The sequence below is a fragment of the Thioalkalivibrio nitratireducens DSM 14787 genome, assembly GCF_000321415.2.
Lineage (GTDB): Bacteria > Pseudomonadota > Gammaproteobacteria > Ectothiorhodospirales > Ectothiorhodospiraceae > Thioalkalivibrio > Thioalkalivibrio nitratireducens.
Genome location: NC_019902.2, coordinates 1,365,879 through 1,382,632 on the forward strand (window position 1 = coordinate 1,365,879; position 16,754 = coordinate 1,382,632).

Consider the following 16,754-nt stretch of genomic DNA (forward strand, 5'->3'; position numbering starts at 1 on the left):
TGTGCGGTGTTGGCCCCAACGGCCGGCGCGGCACCGGGAATGCTGTGATCGGTGTTGTTCCTTCGCGGTCCGGCGCGAGCCATCCGCACCGGGGCGGATGCACCGCGTTTCGTCATGAGCCGGTATTCAGTGCTGGACGTGGCGCGGGGTACACTCCGCACATTTGGCTACACCCCGGGCAGGGTACTGGAGATCGATATCGCCCCCGTCACGCAGGTGAACCGTCGTGAGGTATTCGGGTGGGCGATGTTCGACTTCGCCAACCAAGCCTACACGCTGCTGATCATCACGGTCATCTTCGGGGATCTGTTCACCCGGATCATCGTGGGCGATGCGCCGGACTACCGGATGGGCAACCTGCTCTGGAGTCTGGCGCTGGCGGTGAGCTACCTGCTCGTGCTGCTCGCGGCGCCGGTGGCCGGCTCGATCATGGACGCGACGCGCTCGCGCAAACGCTTTCTGCTCGTGTCCTGGCTGCTCACAGTGTTCACCACCGCGATGCTGTACTGGGTGGAGCCGGGGCTGGTCGCGCTCGGCATGGTACTGATCGTGATCTCGAATTTCGGCTATGCGATCGGTGAGTCGTTCATCGCCAGTTTCCTCCCCGATCTGGCACCCCCCGACCGTCTGGGATGGATCTCCGGGCTTGGCTGGGCGCTGGGATATCTGGGCGGGCTGGTGGCGACGGCCTTCGCACTCGGCCTGCTGGGGGACGTGTCCGCCGACAACTTCGAGCGGATCCGCTGGGTGGGGCCGTTTGCCGCGGCATTCTTCCTGGTGTCCGCGCTCCCGACCTTCCTGTTTTTGCACGAGCGTGGGCCGCGGCGGCGGGTGGAAAGGCGGTTGCAGTTGAGCCTCGGGTTCCGCCGGGTTGCACGCAGCCTGCGCACCCTGCGTAACCGTCCGGGACTGAGGGACCTGTTCCTGTCGGTGTTCTTCGTGATGGCCGGGATCTACATCGTCATCGCGTTCACGTTCATCTACGGCTCTCAGGTGATCCGCTGGGATGAGTCCACGCGGGTGACGATGTTCATCATTACCCAGATGACCGCGGCCGCCGGTGCGCTGGGTTTCGGATGGCTGCAGGATCGCGTGGGCCCGGTACGGGTATACCGGTTCACGCTCCTGCTGTGGACGATCGCGGTGCTGGCGATCTTCCTGACCCCGCGGCTGGCCGAGTGGCTGACTGCGGTGCTGGACCGCACGGTGGAACCTCAGCACGTCTTTCTGTACGTGGGCGCGATCGCAGGGCTGTGCCTGGGCTCGGCACAGTCCGCAGGCCGAGCCCTCGTGGCCCTGATGGTGCCACGAGAGGAGGCGGGGCGCTGGTTCGGATTTTGGGGCCTGGCTGCCAAGGCCGCCGCCATCTTTGGTCTGATCGGGATTGGCCTGCTGCAACTCTGGCTGGGGCTGGCGAATGCCATCCTGTTCTGCATGCTGCTGTTCCTGGCGGCACTGGTGGCCACCCTACGCGTTCGGCTCCCGCACTCGAGTGCCTGAACAGGGGCGGGACCGGGAGCGTAAGATGGGCCGCTCGAACGGCACACGAACCGGCCGGTTTCCGGAAACGGGTGTGAACGGTGCCGTGTCGCGGAGGATCGGTCCCGGGCGCGGCTGTCCCGGCTCCGGGCAGGTATCGAACCGCAACTCACGGTCGATGCATCACCGCTTCCGGTGGATCCGGGCGTGGTCCTCGCGAGTTGAGCCGACAAGGGAATATTGGGTATCGGCTGCGCCTGATGTATTTTGGGTCTGTAGCGGCAATTTCTATCAGGCTGGCGCCAAGGGGCATTGTATCCCTTAGAGGCGCAAACGGCGTCCTGGTCCGACAGGATTTGGACGCGGCTCAGAAAGGATGATCTGAGACATGGCAAGACCATTGCGGATCGAGGTCGAGGGCGGGGTATATCACGTCAGCACTCGGGGCAACGCGCGAGATCCTGTTTATCTCGACGCAGAGGACCGGCAGGTCTGGCTGGATTTGCTTGGCGAGGTATGCAGCCGTTTTCAGTGGCGCTGTTTCGCCTGGTGCCAGTTGCAGGATCATTATCGCCTGGTAATGGAAACCCGCGATCCGAATCTTTCCCGGGGCATGCGGCATCTCAACGGGGTGTATACCCAACGATTGAATCGGCGCCATGAGCGTACGGGGCATGTTTTCCGCGGGCGCTATGAGGCGATCCTTTTGGAAAAGAACCGCTTTCTCCCGGAAGCCGTGCGTGACGTCATCCTGGCCCCGGTGCGCATCGGGTTCGTCGAACGGGCATTTGATTGGCGCTGGAGCAGTCTTGCGGCGATGCTTGAGCCCCAGACAGCGCCGCCTTGGCTCGATACCGGATGGCTTGCAGAACACTTCGGAGACGGTCCGCAGGCCGCGCGAGACGCATTTGTGGCCTTCGTGGAACAGGGGCTCGCCGTTGCGGACCTGACCGGGGCGCGGAGGGCGCCGGCGGTACTCGGGAGCCCGGCATTCCTGGCCGCCGTTCGGAATGGATTCTCGTCAACCCCTGATTTCAGAGAGGTTCCGCGGATTCACCGCAAAGCGCTCACCCCCTCGTGGGAGGAATACGAGAGGATTCCGGATCGGCGGCGCGCCATGGCAGAGGCCTACCTCTCGGGCGGTTATACGATGCGCGAGATCGCCGAACGGTTCGGCGTGCACTATTCCACCGTGAGCCGGGCGATACGGAACCATCGGGCGGCATCGAACGAGGGCGGTGTAAGCGGGGCAGCGGAACGGTCGCCCGGGGACGCCGGTTCCCACGAGGAATAGGGAAGGCCCCAGGAGCACGAAGCCCCCGGAGCCCCAGTCGCACGGTACCGACCTGATTGAGCATCGTCCGTAATCGCCGGCTCGTCCATGATTACCGTTCGTTGCGACCGCTGCAGTGTCCCCGATTTCGGTAGAAGAATTCAACCGTTTTGGGGGGGGTCATCGCGGTTTCTTGGTTCACGGTTATATCTTTTGGACAGGTGATGGAATTTATTGTGGGGTCAGGTCTTGCAAAACGAGTAAATGGCATATTCTTGCAAGACCTGACCCCACGCGGGCATAGGGTTCGGGTTCGGTAATGGGGTCTTCAGTCACGCCGCTGAAGGTTCCGGCGGTGGTGTGGCATGGTGATCGGGGCAGTAGAACGTTTTTTCATCCCTGCGCGGTGGCCGAGGCGCATCCCGCCGGATCCCGCTCAAGGAACTGGAGCCCCATATCGCCCCCGTCATGTAGATGACGAGGCGTAAGATTTTCGGATGGGCGATGTTCGGCTGCGCCAAGCGGGCCTACACGCTGCTGGTCATCACCGTGACTTTCGGAAATCTGGTTACCTGGGTCATCGTTGAGGATGGACGGGATTTTCGTCTCCGCAACCTGCTCTGCAGCGTCGCGCTGGCTGTCAGCTACCTGCTGGTGCTGCCTGCTGCGCCCGCCGGGTGGGCGGTTCGATGATGGACGCCACGTGCGCAAGCGGTTCCTGCGCGGGTCTTGGCTGCTCACGGTCGTGAGCGCCGTCATGGTGTAGTGCGTAGAGCGGGAATTGATCATCCCGTGCACGGTCCTGATCGTGATGGTCGACTACGCCATCGCGTGAGTCGCGCACCGCGAGTCCCCTTCCGGACCTGGCGCCCCGGGAGCATCAAGGCTGGGGCTCCGGTCTCGACTGGGCGCTGGAGTACCTGGGCAAGCTGGTGGCCGCGACCTTCGCACTGGGTCTGTTGAGGGATGTCTCCGGCCGACAGCGTCGTAACGGATCCGCTGGGCGGGCCGTTCGCAGTGGCGTTCTTCCTCGTGGCCGTGCTCCCGATCGTCCTGTTTCTGCGCGAGCGAGGGCTCCGCCGGCAGGTCGAGGCAATGCTGCAGCTGAGCCTCGGATTGTCGGGTCGCCCGAACTCTGGCCGCTCTGTGTGACCAGCCGGGCCCTGGTGGCCCGGATGGTGCCGCGACAGGAGGTGGGGCGATGGCTCGGGTTCTGGTGAGTCTCCGCTCAGGCAGCGACTATCTTCGGGCTGATGGGCATCGGCCTGCTGCAGCTTTGGCTTGGTCTGGCGAACGCGATATTTGTTCTGCACGCGCCTGTTTCTAGACGCGTTCGTCGCCATATGTCGCATCCGTACGCCGGCGCCCGTGCGTTTGAGATCCACCAGTCGTTGTGATACCCGTTGCCCTGCTTCACTCACACAGGGGCGTGTGGACGTGTGCTCGGCGGATCGTTCCCGCGCGGGGCAGTGGGGGCCGTCGCTCCCAGGCCCGCCGGTCGCCCGGCAACGGCCCCCCGTTTCTGACTACAAAGGCTCGGATCCCTCCAGGGAACGGGCCCTGGGCCGGGATCGGACCCGAACGAGCAAGGGAGTTGCATACCCATGGACGGAAATCGCCCGGCACGGATGCCCGGGATGGACCTCATACCGGTGTGCGCAGCGCACCCCTGCCGCTTCCGGTTCCGGCCGACCAGGTCGAGATCACCGCCGATGGCCCGGGGCAGGTCGCCCTGACGGGCTCTGCCGGCAGTGCGGAACCGGGTGCAACCGTCCGCCTGACGCACCACCGCACGGCGGAATCGGTCAGCGCAGCTGTGGCGGAGGACGGGAGTTTCGGGAGCGCCATCGCGGCCGAACCGGGTGACAGTCTCGAACTGGTGGCGGTCGACCGTGCGGGGAATGTCAGCACCCCGACGCCACTGGCCGCACCGGGCAACGGCGATGAGCCCCTCCCGCCGGATCCTGCGATGATCGCACCGCCAATGATCCCGGGAGAGGTGGCCGGCCTGCATGCCTCCACTACAGCGCCGGCAACCCAGTCCAGCGCGACGTGGCACCCCGTGCGATCCGGGAGCATCGCGCGGGCGTGGTGCGCGGGCGCGCAAGCACACGGGATGGCCAGCCCCTTCCGGGGGTACGGGCGCGGAACTGGTGCTTCCGGACGACGGCACGCAGCCGCTGGAGCGGATGAACGTGCGTGCCACCGAGTTACACGGTGGGAGAGAACGAACCCGCGGCAATGCCCGGCGAACTGCCGCGGATGTCGGGGTATACCTACGCGGTGGAACTGTCGGTGGACGAGACCATCGCCGCGAACGCGACCGAGGGCCGGTTCGACCGTCCCGTGCCCGTGTACGTGGAGAACTTTCTCGATTTCCCCACCGGCGGCATCGTGCCGGCGGGTTGGTACGACCGGGAACGGGCGGCGTGGATTGCGTCGGACAATGGACGCATCATCGCGGTGCTGGGGCACGAGGATGGGCTCGCGCTGCTGGATGTCGGCGCAGGACGGTGATGGCAACCGGACGCGCATTGAGCGGGGCTCGGATGGCACACCCGTGGCCATCGTCGCGCCGGACAGCCAGCGCACCCTGCTTGCAGTGGACGGAAGCGGCTATCTGGCATCGGTGGCCAATCCGGCAGGGGAGGTCCGTCGCTTCGACTACCGGTCCGGAGGGCTTCTGACCCGGAACACCGACCCGCGTGGGTTCGTGTCCGCTTACACCTACGATCCCTCGGGTCGCCTGGTCGAAGCGCGCAATCCCGCCGGAGGGGGCTGGGCGATCGTACGCGAGGAGCGCACGGACGGTTACGGCACGCGCATGGTTTCGGCCGAGGGACGCGCCACGCTGTTCCTCGTCGAGCGGACGTCCGCGGGAGAGAAACGGCGCGAGAACGTTCACCCGGACGGCAGTCGTGACGAGCTTCGGTTTCTTCCCGATGGGCGGCGCAGTCTCGTGGCTGCCGACGGCACCCGGGTGGACCTTGCGTACACACCGGATCCGCGGTTCGGCATGAACAGCCCGGTGCCTTCGAGCGTGTCGGTTCGTACCCCATCGGGGCGGGAGCACGGTTCCTCGCACCAGCGCTCCGCGCTGCTCGCCGATTCCACCGACCCACTCAGCCACAGCCAGTTGACCGAGACCTTGACGACGAACGGCCGGGTGACGCAGGCCCGGTACGAGTCGGACCTGCGGCGGTGGTCGATCCTCAGCCCCGAGGGGCGCGAGCGGACCGTCGACCTGGACGCACGTGGCCGCGTGCGTTCCGACGCGACGCCCGGGTTCGAGCCCGTGGTCTACGGGTACGACGCGCGCGGACGTCTTGCCCAGTGGGGCCAAGGCATGGCCGGGGAACGGACGTACGGGTTCAGCTACAACGAGGCCGGCGAAATCGCGACCGTGACCGATCCGTTGGGCCGCGTTACGACTTTCGAGCACGATCTGGCGGGGCGTGTGACGGGCCAGGTCTTTCCCGACGGCCGCGAGGTCCGCTATATCTACGACGCCAGCGGCAACCTTACCGCACTGGACCCGCCGGGACGGGAGGCACACCTGTTCGAGTACACGTCCATGAACCGGGAGGAAAGCTACCATCCGCCAGACCTCTCAGGTATCGAGACGGTGACCCGGTATTCATACGACCTGGACCAGAAGTTGACCGAGATCACCCGGCCTGATGGAAGGATCCTGCGGTTCGGGTACGACGGTGCGGGCCGCCTGGACACGGTGCAGGTAGAGCGTGGAGAGTATCGCCATCGGTACCACGCATCGACGGGTCAGACCGTATCGATTGCATCCCCGGGCGGAATCGACCTTGCGTTGTCATGGGACGGATTTCTGTCCACCGGCGAGGCGTGGAGCGGTCCCGTTCAGGGGTCAGTGACGCTTGGGTACGACGACAACTTCTGGGCCACCCAGCAGTCCGTCAATGGCGCCGTCGTGACGTTTCAGTACGACAGCGACGGTCTCCTGCTTCGGGCCGGTGACCAGATGCTCGAGCGGGACGCCCGGAACGGGCTGCCCGTGGCGAGCACGCTGGGGGTGGTAAACACAACCTGGGACTACAACGGCTTCGGCGAGATTCAGAGTCTGCTCGCCATGGCCGGCGGCGAGCCGGTTGCGCGGTTCGACTACGTGCGCGATGCCCTGGGCCGCGTGGTCGAGCAGTTCTTGACCATCGATGGTGAGGAGGAACGCACCACCTATGACTACGATTCAGCCGGCCGCTTGGTCGCAATCGTCCGAAACGGGTTCCCCGTTACCTACGGCTACGATGCCAACGGCAATCGTACGCAGGTGAATGGAGCCCCGATCGCCGTCTATGACGAGCAGGATCGGATGATTTCGTACGGCGGAGCATCGTATGAGTACACGGCCAATGGGGAATTGGCCACCCGCACCGAGGGGATCGCGGTGACGCACTATTCGTACGACGAACTCGGCAATCTCCTGGGGGTGGAGCTTCCGGACGGCCTTCGGATCAACTATCTGGTTGACGGCCGCAACCGGCGCGTCGGTAAGCGTGTCGACGGTTTGCTGGTGCAGGGCTTCCTGTACGGTGACCAGCTCAATCCGGTCGCGGAGCTCGATGCCAGCGGCCAGGTCCTGAGCCGGTTCGTCTATGCCGACAAGCCTCATGTGCCGGCCTACATGATCCGCGCTGGCCGGACCTACCGGATCCTTTCCGACCAACTCGGGAGTCCGCGTCTGGTCATCGACGTTGCCACCGGGGGAACTGTGCAGCGCATCGACTACGACACTTGGGGCAACGTCCTGCGGGACACCAATCCCGGCTTCCAGCCCTTCGGCTTCGCCGGCGGCATCCGTGACCTAGACACTGGCCTCGTCCGCTTCGGCGCGCGCGACTACGACCCTGCTACCGGCCGCTGGACCGCCAAGGACCCTATCCGGTTCGCCGGCGGAGACGCGAACCTCTATGGCTATGTACTTGGCGATCCGGCTAATCTGACCGATCCAACCGGTCAATTCGGTCTTCCCGGAGCAGTGATTGGGGGAGCTTCCGCGTTTGTTGGGACCGTCGTGGTGGGCGGCTCTCTGGGTGATGCCACCATCAATACTGCTGTTGGGGCTCTCGCCGGTGCCCTGCCAGGCGCTGGTAGTATGCTTGCTGCTGTACTACAAGGAGCGGCAGCGGGAGGTGCATCGAACGCGGTAAGTCAGGCAGTGACGATAGCAGTCGACCCATGTAGATCGCGGAGTGATTTCAACGTCGGATCAGTGGTCGGTTCGGGAGTCGGGGGCGCTCTGGCAGGAGGCCGGAGCCATCCATTCGGAAGCTCTATGTCAGTACAGATCGGGATAGCGCCATCGAATGCGGCGATATCGGCCACAACTGGCGCCATAGGAGCGCATTGGTGGCCAAATGCGACTAGGTGACAAGGGCATGTTGATCTCTGGTTTCGAATTCTGGTTCTATGTCGTGCGGTTGCCAGTCCTTGCCGGGATTCTTGCGCTCTTGGTGTGGGCGGTGCTCGCGGGGAATTTTTACGAAGACATGGTTGTACTCGTCATCCTTATTGCAAGTGGCTTGTTCGTTGTTTATTTGATCATAAATAACGTCATGCATCTGGCTAAGCTGTATCGCGGCGGGAGAAGTGCGAAGCCATGAATTATGGTTGGTCATGATTATCACGGAAGCTCCGCAAATTGGAACGGGCCGTCATCGAAACCACCGTCATCGCGAGGTGCGAAGCAACGTGGCGATCCAAACGGCGTTAGTCCTCCCCGCGCCGCCTGGACTGCCGCGCTACGCTCGCAATGACGACCGATGCCGCACGGCGTCGCACTCGCTGCGGAGGTTTCGTGATAATCAGGAGGCGTTATTCGTTTGCTGGGGTGTCGCCATCATAATGGCGATCCTGTGGTTCTGGACCTGAGTGCGCAGCTCCGGAAGCAGTGATCGTGGACGCGTGAAAGGGACTGTCCTGATCAGGGCAGTGATGGAGGTCGTTGATGCGCGTGATCGTGCTGGTACTGGTGCTGCTGATCATCGGTTGGCTCGTGGCCCGTCAACTCGGCGATATGGCGGATCCCGGAGCCGGATCGACCGACCGTGAGTCGGAGCAGGCGACCCCGCGTGTGCCCCAGCGTGTCCAGGAACTGCCGGCCTTCGAAGGAACGATGCAGCGCTTCGTGGACGACGCGGCGAGGCACCGACAGGAACGGAGGGACGCCCCCGGGCAGTAGGCCGCGCAAGCGGCCGCGGGGCGGTTGGTACCCTGAGCCAGGCCCGGGATCATGGGCGGCGCCGAGGGGTGGGCAGCGCACGGCGCAGGCGGAGCATGCGCAGCAGCCAGTAGATGGCCGTTGCCGCCAGGAGGTGCTTCAGAGTGTGGCCGCTGAGCCATCCTCCGGTGAGGTCGTGAATGGGGTGGTCCAGCGTTTCGGCCGCCAGTGCGAGCAGGTACCACGTTGCCGCGGCGATGAAATCCGTGCCGCGGTCGTACCGGCTTCGATACAGCAGAATGAGCAGGATGCCGACGACGATCGGAACGACCTGTACCATCACGTAGGGGCGAAGGTCGCCGGCGCCCATGCGCTCGCTCAGCAGCCACCAGGTGGTCGCGGCCGTGCCCGCGAGAATTAGCGCGGGAAGGGCGGCGAGTCCGACCCGGTGGTCGATGCGTTCTCCAAGGATTGCCGCGAAGATCGCCATGAACGCGACGCTCATCGGCAGTCGATCCCAGAACAGGCGTTCATGCGTCGGTGCCCAGTGATAATAGGCGGATCCGATACTCACCAGCGCGATGGCGCCGAACACGACGAGATAGGGCCAACGCTCGGATGCGTGGATGAACGGGCCGTCGGGCCGCGGGCGCTGGCTCCAGGTCCAGGTCAGGCCGGTGAGGCCGACGACCAGGAAGGGCAGGTTGGAGATCACGTCTGCGAAATGAGGGATGCCGAACACGGTCGCCGTTGCCGCGAACTGATGATATTCCTGTGGTTGGGGAATCGCCGGCAGATAGGCGGCACCGCCGACGAGCGCCGCGACGGCGACGATGATCAGGACGGCGCGCCAGTCGGGTTTCATTCCGTCGATGATAGACGCGTGCTCGCCGAGGGCGTGTCCGGGTCCGGAATCCTGCCCCCGCCCGAACGCAGCTGGCCTTCCGCGCCACCAGGGGTTCTGGTAGAAGGGTGCACAAAGGGAGGGGTTCAAAGTTGGCGATGACGGAACACAGCCTGGATCCGGGCGGTGGCTGGCAGTTCTGGGTAGACCGCGGTGGAACCTTCACCGATATCGTCGCGCAGGCGCCCGATGGCCGCCTGGTGACGCGCAAGCTCTTGTCCGAAAACCCGGAGGCCTACGCGGACGCGGCGATTCAGGGGGTGCGGGATGTGCTGGGGCTCGCTGTCGGCGAACCCTTGCCGTCCAGTGCGATCTCGGCGGTGAAGATGGGCACCACCGTAGCGACCAATGCCCTGCTGGAGCGCAAGGGCGAACCGACACTGCTGGTGATCACGCGGGGATTCGGCGATGCACTGCGCATCGGGTACCAGGCCCGCCCGGACATTTTCGCCCGCAGGATCCAGCTTCCGGAGCTGCTGTACAGCCGCGTGGAGGAGGTCAGCGAGCGGGTCGCCGCGGACGGTACGGTGCTGGAGCCGCCGGACCTGGCGGAGCTGAGGCCCAGGCTGCAGCGCGCGCTGGCCGATGGCCTGCACTGCGTCGCGGTCGTGTGCCTGCACGGCTACCGGTACCCGGCGCACGAACGCGCGATCGCGGCCCTCGCCCGATCCCTGGGATTCCGCCAGGTGTCGGTGAGCCACGAGACCAGCCCGCTGATCAAGCTGGTGGGGCGCGGCGACACGACGACCGTGGATGCCTACCTTTCACCAATCCTGCGGCGCCACGTGGACCGGGTCTCCACGGCCCTGGGGGGTGTGCGCCTGCAGTTCATGCAGTCCAGCGGGGGGCTGACCGACGCACGGCTGTTTCAGGGCAGGGACGCGATCCTTTCAGGTCCCGCCGGAGGTGTGATTGGTGCCCGCGAGGTCGCGCGCCGGGCGGGATTCGAACGCATCATCGCGTTCGACATGGGCGGAACGTCGACCGACGTCACGCATTACGCCGGGGAACTCGATCGCGTCTACGAGACCCAGGTCGCCGGCGTACGGCTGCGTGCGCCGATGCTGGACATCCACACGGTCGCGGCGGGGGGTGGATCCATCTGCTGGTTCGATGGGCTGCGCCTGCGCGTCGGGCCCGAATCCGCCGGTGCGGACCCCGGACCCGCAAGCTACCGGCGCGGTGGGCCGCTGACCGTCACCGACTGCAACGTGCTGCTCGGGCGGCTGCAGCCCGGTTACTTTCCGGCCGTGTTCGGACCCCGCCAGGACGAGCCGCTGGATCGGTCCCGGGTGCAGGCGCTTTTTGCCGAACTCGCGGAGGAGATCGCCGCCCGCGGCGGGCCACGGCGCAGCCCGGAGCAGGTGGCGGAGGCGTTTCTCGAGATCGCGGTCGCGCACATGGCTCAGGCGATCAAGAAGATCTCGGTTCAGCGCGGGCACGACGTTCAGCAGTACGCACTCGTCTGCTTCGGTGGCGCGGGTGGCCAGCACGCCTGCCAGGTGGCCGATGCCCTCGGTATGCGCGAGGTGTTGCTACACCCGTTCGGCGGGGTATTGTCGGCCTGGGGTATGGGCATCGCCGAGGTGCGCGCGCTGCGCGAGCAGAGCCTCGAGTATCCACTGGATGAGTCCGGCAGCGAAGACCGGATCCGGGACTGTATCGCACGTCTTCGCACGGCGGCGGTGGAGGAGCTCGAGGCGCAGGCACTGGGCCATGCCGGGATGACCGTAATGTCCACAGTGCAGATCCGCTACCAGGGCTCCGACAGCGCGTTTGGGGTGCCGTTCGGGCCTTCCGCCGAGATGCAAGCCGCGTTTCGTCAGGGCCACCGCGAACGCTTCGGTTTCGTGCTCGAGGACCGGCCGCTGGTGGCCGCCACCTGTGTGGTGGAGGCCGTAGCCGCGGCCCGCGGGGCGCAACCTGCGCGGGAAGCCTCGCACCCGGCCGCCAGCGAGCCGCATCCGGCGGCTTGGGTCGATGCCTGCTTCCGGGGCACGACCGGTCCGGTGCCGCTGTATCGGCGCGAGGTGTTCGAGCAGGGACAGATCCTGACCGGGCCGGCGATCGTGATCGAGGACACGGCGACCCTGATCGTCGATCCCGGCTGGCAAGCCGAGGTCCGGGCCGAGGGGGTGCTGGTGCTGTGCCGTACCCGTGCCGTACCGAAGCGGCGCCAGGTGGGAACGGATTGTGATCCGGGGCAACTGGAGGTCTTCAACAGCCTGTTCATGTCGATCGCCGAGCAGATGGGGTACACGCTGCAGAACACCGCGCATTCGGTGAATATCAAGGAGCGGCTGGATTTCTCCTGTGCGCTGTTCGATGCCGATGGCGGGCTGGTAGCGAACGCGCCGCACATGCCAGTGCACCTGGGTTCGATGGGTACGAGCGTGCGCGCGGTGCTGGCACGATTCGGGTCCGAGATGGCGCCGGGGGACGCCTATGTGCTGAACGACCCGTATCAGGGGGGAACCCACCTCCCCGACATCACGGTGGTGACTCCGGTGTTCTCTGGCGACGGACAGGAGATCCTGTTTCATGTCGCGTCGCGCGGACACCATGCCGATATCGGCGGCATCAGCCCGGGATCGATGCCCGCGTTTTCACGATGCGTGGACGAGGAAGGGGTGCTGATCGAGCCGATGTGCCTGGTGCGCGCCGGAGCGTTCCGTACTGCCGAGATCCTGGAGCGGCTTGCGCGGGGCCGCTGGCCCGCGCGCAAGCCGGAACAGAATCTGGCGGACCTGCAGGCACAGGTCGCGGCGAACACGCGCGGGGTCGACGAACTGGGCCGGATGGTGGGCGAGTACGGCACTGAAACGGTCCGGGCCTACATGCGCCATGTGCAGCAAAACGCTGCGCTGGCGGTGCGCAGGGTCATCCCCCGGCTGCGTCCGGGTGCCTTCCGCTATCCGCTGGACAACGGCGCGGTCGTCTGCGTGCGGGTGGACGTCGACCGGGAACGGCAGCGTATTCGGGTCGATTTCGGTGGGACCAGCAGGGTCCGCGCGGACAATTTCAACGCCCCATCCGCGGTGGCGCACGCGGCGGTGCTGTATGTGTTCCGGACGCTGATCGACGACGACATTCCGCTGAACGAGGGTTGCCTGGAGCCGGTCGACATCGTGATGCCCGACGACTGCATGCTCGCTCCGCGTGCTCCGGCAGCCGTGGTGGCGGGCAATGTCGAGACCTCGCAGGTCATCACCGACGCTCTCTACGGCGCGCTCGGCGAACTGGCGGCAGCCCAGGGCACCATGAACAACCTGACCTTCGGCAACCCCCGGTACCAATACTACGAGACGGTCTGCGGCGGTGCGGGTGCAGGGCCCGGGTTCCCCGGCGCAGATGCCGTGCAGACGCATATGACCAACTCGCGCCTGACCGACCCCGAAGTGCTGGAGAGCCGCTTCCCGGTTCGCGTCGAGCAGTTCGGGCTGCGCCGCGGGTCGGGCGGGCAAGGTCGTGACCGTGGCGGAGACGGGGTGGTCCGCCGCTTGTGTTTTCTCGAACCGATGGAGTTCGTCGTGCTGGCGAACCACCGCCGGGTGCCGCCGTTCGGGCTGGCCGGGGGCGGATCTGGCGCAACCGGCAGCACCCGGATCGAACGCGCGAACGGGGCGGTCGAAGTGCTGGAATCGTGCGACCGGCGCCAGGTCCGGGCCGGGGATTGCGTGATCCTCGAGACCCCCGGCGGCGGTGGATACGGCAGGCCCGAACGGCCATGAGCGCGTGGCTCGCAAACCCGCTGCCGGCACGCGGCAAGCCGCCAGACCCGCAGGGAGAGGAGGGCTTGAGCGAGTCCGCATCGCGGGTACAGCGCTCCCACTGGCTGGACCAGGCCGTGATTCTGCTCCTCGGGGCCGTGATGCTGGGGGTCGGTGGGTTTTGGGCAGACCACTGGTGGGCCCAGGGTGTCGAGTCCGACCTGCGGCGCCAGCTGCTTGCCGAGGCCGTGGCGATCGCGCGCACGGTGAATCCGGAACGGGTGGCGATGCTGTCGTTCGACGCGTCCGATGCCGGCACCGAGCCCTACGAGCGCATGCGGCAGCAACTGACCGCCTACCGCGAGGTCTCGGGAGTGCGCGGCATCTACACGATCGCACTGCGCGACGGTCAGCCGCTGTTCGGCCCCGAATCCTATGCCGCTGACGATCCCCAGTACTCACCCCCGGGAACGCCGTACCTCGAGCCGCCCGCAGGTCTGGACCGGGTATTCTCCGAGGGGTATCGGTTCACGGCCGGTCCCTACTCGGACGAGTACGGGCGTTTTGTCACGGCGCTGGCTCCGGTCATCGACCCCGGCACCGGCGAGGTTCTGGTCGCGCTGGGCATCGACATCGAGGCCGCGGACTGGGCCGAGGAGGTCCAACGGGCCCGCGCGATGGTCTGGGTCGCGGTGTTTGCCCTGCTGGCGATCGTACTGGGTGGCTGGAGCGTGGTCCTAAGCCGCGACCGGGTGTCGTCGGTACAGCGCTGGGGCCTGCGCAACGTCGAGGTCTGGCTGGCCGTGGTGTTCGGTCTGGCGATGACGCTGATCGCGTCGCTGACCCTGCATGCGGTCGAGGCGCGGGCCCAGCACGCGCAGTTCACGCTGCTTGGAGATTCCAAGGCGGTACAAGTGATGCAGGAATTCCACACGCTGCGGGATCACCAGTTTCAGGCGCTGGCAGACGCGCTGCAGCAGCTGGAAACGATCGACGCGGCGGGTTTCCGGGTGCTCACGCGCGCGGTGTTGTCGAAGCCCCACGTGGTGGGGGCCGGCTGGGCCCGGCGGGTCGCCCGCGACGAGCTCCCGGCCTTCGAGGCAGATGTCCGGGAGGCAGGGGTCGAGGATTTCCAGGTGTTCGAAACCGACGCCGATGGCGAGCCACAACCTCTATCCCCGCGGGAGACCCATTTCCCCCTGCGCTTCGTCGAACCCGCCCGGTTTCATCCGCTGATCGGGTTCGACATGGCATCCGAGGCCGAGCGTGAGCAGGGAATCGCGATGTTGCGGCGCACGGGACTGCCCAGCGCCAGCTCGGTGGTGCCCACCGCCGATGCCGGCGACGACGTAATGCTCGCATACGCAGCGGTCCCGCGGCCGGAGTGGGATGGCGTGAGGCGGGGGGGCGACGCCGAGTTCGCGACCCGCGGAGTCGCGATCATGGCGATGTGTGTGGAGGCCTTGTTGCGTTCGATCGTCACGCGGGAGCATCCGGGGCGCGCCCCGGTGGTTGTCGAACTCTACCAGCTCGCGCCGGGCAGCAATCCCCGGTATCTGGCCTCGTCTTCGTCCCACCTGGAGCCGCTGAACGCCCCGCTGCCGGTAAGCTGGCCCGCGAGCGACCGGTTCGTGCTGGCGCAACCGCTGTTCGTATTCGGGCGGGGGTATGTCCTGAAGGTGCGGACGACGCCGGAGTACCACGCCGCCAATCCGTCGCGTATCGGCTGGTCGACGGCATTGCTCGGCACGCTCCTGACGCTGCTCGCAGCAACGCTGGTGCAGTTCCTGATTCACCGACGGGCTCGGCTGGAGGCCCAGGTCCAGGCACGTACTGCCGAACTGAGCCAGAGCGAGAGCCGTTATCGGCAGGTCGTCGATAATATTCGGGAGGTCGCGTTCCAGATCGACAACGATGGTCGGTTGGTCTTCCTGAATACGGCCTGGGAGGCGGCCACCGGATTCCCGGTGGCGGAAAGCCTTGGCACCCGCCTAGTCGATTACGTGCACGCGGGGGACCGGGAAGGATTGCAGAGGCTGCTCGACGGTATGACCCTGGAGCAGGGGGGGCACAGTCATGATCAGTTCCGGTGGCTGTGCCGGGATGGCCGGTACTGCTGGCTCGAGATTACCGCGCGCGCCGGATGGGACGTCGAGGATCGCCTGGCCGGCGCCTTCGGTACGTTGGAGGACGTGACCGAGCGCCGCAATCGCGAGGAGGCGATCCGGAGGCTCGCGTTCCACGATGCGCTGACCGGTCTGCCGAACCGCCGGCTGCTATTGGACCGGCTTCAGCAGGCCTTGGCGTCCAGCCAGCGGAATCGCTGCCACGGCGCGTTGATGTTCCTGGACCTGGACCGGTTCAAGGATCTGAACGACACGCTGGGACATGATCACGGGGATCTGCTGCTGAAAGAGGTCGCGCAGCGCCTGCGTGAACAGGTTCGCCAGAGCGACACCGTCGCCCGCTTCGGTGGCGACGAGTTCGTGGTGATCGTGGCCCCGCTCAGCCAGGACGCCGGCGATGCCGGGCAGCAAGCGCGGCGTATCGCGGAGAAGCTCCGCGCCGCCCTGTCGACACCGGTGTCGCTCAAGGGCGAGCCGTATCGCGTGACGTCGAGCATCGGGGTGCAGATGTTCGTCGGCGTGGAGGTCACGGTTCCCGAGTTGCTGCGCCGGGCCGACGAGGCCATGTACGCGGCCAAGGCGGCAGGGCGTGATACCGTGGTGCTGCGCTCGGTCGAGTCCGCTGCCGGAGGCTGAACCGGCGCAGCGTGCATTCGGGCGGGCCGAGGCCGGTGTCCGGCCCGAGATCCCCGGTGAAAGGGATCGGTGCCGAGATGCCGCTGCACGGAAACCGCCGATGGCTTGTCCACGATGGCCGGGAACCGATTGAAGGTCGGGCGTGTCCATCCGGAGACGATTCAGGGAGGCAGCAGCATGAACGGGCCGATCGACCGGACGGAACGTGGGGGGTGGCTGCACGCCGAACATGCCTGCGCGAAGGGCGCGAAGGGTACGATGCCGTGGGGCTGGGCCTCGCTCGACCCGCCGGGTTCCGGCGCATCGCCGCAATCTTCCGCCGCGGTTGATCAAGGGGCGCACGGCCGGTTCCTGGCAGCCGCGGTTGATCGGTGCCTGTATTGGCAGCCCCGGTATCCGGGATGCGTTCGGAGCGGCGCCGGCGCGCCTTCAGCCC

At 66.2% G+C, this 16,754-nt stretch carries 9 protein-coding genes and 2 pseudogenes; 10 read left to right on the forward strand and 1 reads right to left on the reverse strand.

Going from position 1 to position 16,754, the window contains the following annotated elements:
- Window positions 1-114 precede the first annotated feature (114 nt).
- From TVNIR_RS06550 to TVNIR_RS06585, 8 genes and pseudogenes are all read left to right on the forward strand, one after another.
- Window positions 115-1,500 (forward strand): MFS transporter, encoded by a 1,386-nt coding sequence (locus tag TVNIR_RS06550; protein WP_083499525.1) that lies wholly within the window; start codon window positions 115-117, stop codon window positions 1,498-1,500.
- Between the two features lie 367 nt (window positions 1,501-1,867).
- On the forward strand, window positions 1,868-2,773 hold the full coding sequence (locus tag TVNIR_RS06555) for a helix-turn-helix domain-containing protein (protein WP_015258204.1): 906 nt from the start codon (window positions 1,868-1,870) through the stop codon (window positions 2,771-2,773).
- Between the two features lie 453 nt (window positions 2,774-3,226).
- A pseudogene (locus TVNIR_RS21130) lies at window positions 3,227-3,503 on the forward strand (MFS transporter); the annotation flags it as partial.
- Window positions 3,504-4,406: 903 nt separating this feature from the next.
- Window positions 4,407-4,625: pseudogene (locus TVNIR_RS20535) on the forward strand (hypothetical protein); the annotation flags it as partial.
- Between the two features lie 326 nt (window positions 4,626-4,951).
- A complete protein-coding gene (locus TVNIR_RS20540; RefSeq protein WP_237251847.1) occupies window positions 4,952-5,269 on the forward strand; it encodes a hypothetical protein in 318 nt (105 codons plus the stop codon).
- A complete protein-coding gene (locus TVNIR_RS06575) occupies window positions 5,250-8,153 on the forward strand; it encodes an RHS repeat domain-containing protein (protein ID WP_052316623.1) in 2,904 nt (967 codons plus the stop codon). The genes TVNIR_RS20540 and TVNIR_RS06575 overlap by 20 nt, the downstream gene beginning before the upstream one ends.
- Window positions 8,154-8,160: 7 nt before the next feature.
- The gene (locus TVNIR_RS06580) at window positions 8,161-8,385 is read left to right on the forward strand and encodes a hypothetical protein (RefSeq protein WP_157092211.1); all 225 of its coding nucleotides are present in this window, start codon (window positions 8,161-8,163) and stop codon (window positions 8,383-8,385) included.
- A gap of 344 nt (window positions 8,386-8,729) precedes the next feature.
- Window positions 8,730-8,963: a hypothetical protein gene (locus tag TVNIR_RS06585; RefSeq protein ID WP_015258208.1), complete on the forward strand. Its 234-nt coding sequence runs from the start codon at window positions 8,730-8,732 to the stop codon at window positions 8,961-8,963.
- A gap of 49 nt (window positions 8,964-9,012) precedes the next feature.
- Here the strand turns inward: TVNIR_RS06585 and TVNIR_RS06590 are convergent, their stop codons facing one another.
- Window positions 9,013-9,807, reverse strand: coding sequence for a ceramidase domain-containing protein (locus tag TVNIR_RS06590; RefSeq protein WP_015258209.1), 795 nt, complete (start codon window positions 9,805-9,807; stop codon window positions 9,013-9,015).
- 137 nt (window positions 9,808-9,944) lie between these two features.
- Here TVNIR_RS06590 and TVNIR_RS06595 point away from each other — a divergent pair, with 137 nt between their 5' ends.
- Together TVNIR_RS06595 and TVNIR_RS06600 are read left to right on the forward strand one after the other, a co-directional pair.
- Complete coding sequence (locus tag TVNIR_RS06595) at window positions 9,945-13,577, forward strand: hydantoinase B/oxoprolinase family protein (protein ID WP_211263154.1); 3,633 nt, start codon at window positions 9,945-9,947, stop codon at window positions 13,575-13,577.
- Window positions 13,574-16,318: a sensor domain-containing diguanylate cyclase gene (locus TVNIR_RS06600; protein ID WP_015258211.1), complete on the forward strand. Its 2,745-nt coding sequence runs from the start codon at window positions 13,574-13,576 to the stop codon at window positions 16,316-16,318. The genes TVNIR_RS06595 and TVNIR_RS06600 overlap by 4 nt, the downstream gene beginning before the upstream one ends.
- Window positions 16,319-16,754: the final 436 nt, after the last annotated feature.

Excerpts from the sequence above, each read along its gene's own strand:
- TVNIR_RS06550 (WP_083499525.1), top strand. The coding sequence starts at position 115 with ATGAGCCGGTATTCAGTGCTGGACGTGGCGCGGGGTACACTCCGCACA.
- TVNIR_RS06555 (WP_015258204.1), top strand. The coding sequence starts at position 1,868 with ATGGCAAGACCATTGCGGATCGAGGTCGAGGGCGGGGTATATCACGTC.
- TVNIR_RS06575 (WP_052316623.1), top strand. The coding sequence starts at position 5,250 with ATGTCGGCGCAGGACGGTGATGGCAACCGGACGCGCATTGAGCGGGGC.
- TVNIR_RS06580 (WP_157092211.1), top strand. The coding sequence starts at position 8,161 with ATGTTGATCTCTGGTTTCGAATTCTGGTTCTATGTCGTGCGGTTGCCA.
- TVNIR_RS06585 (WP_015258208.1), top strand. The coding sequence starts at position 8,730 with ATGCGCGTGATCGTGCTGGTACTGGTGCTGCTGATCATCGGTTGGCTC.
- TVNIR_RS06590 (WP_015258209.1), bottom strand. The coding sequence starts at position 9,807 with ATGAAACCCGACTGGCGCGCCGTCCTGATCATCGTCGCCGTCGCGGCG.
- TVNIR_RS06595 (WP_211263154.1), top strand. The coding sequence starts at position 9,945 with ATGACGGAACACAGCCTGGATCCGGGCGGTGGCTGGCAGTTCTGGGTA.
- TVNIR_RS06600 (WP_015258211.1), top strand. The coding sequence starts at position 13,574 with ATGAGCGCGTGGCTCGCAAACCCGCTGCCGGCACGCGGCAAGCCGCCA.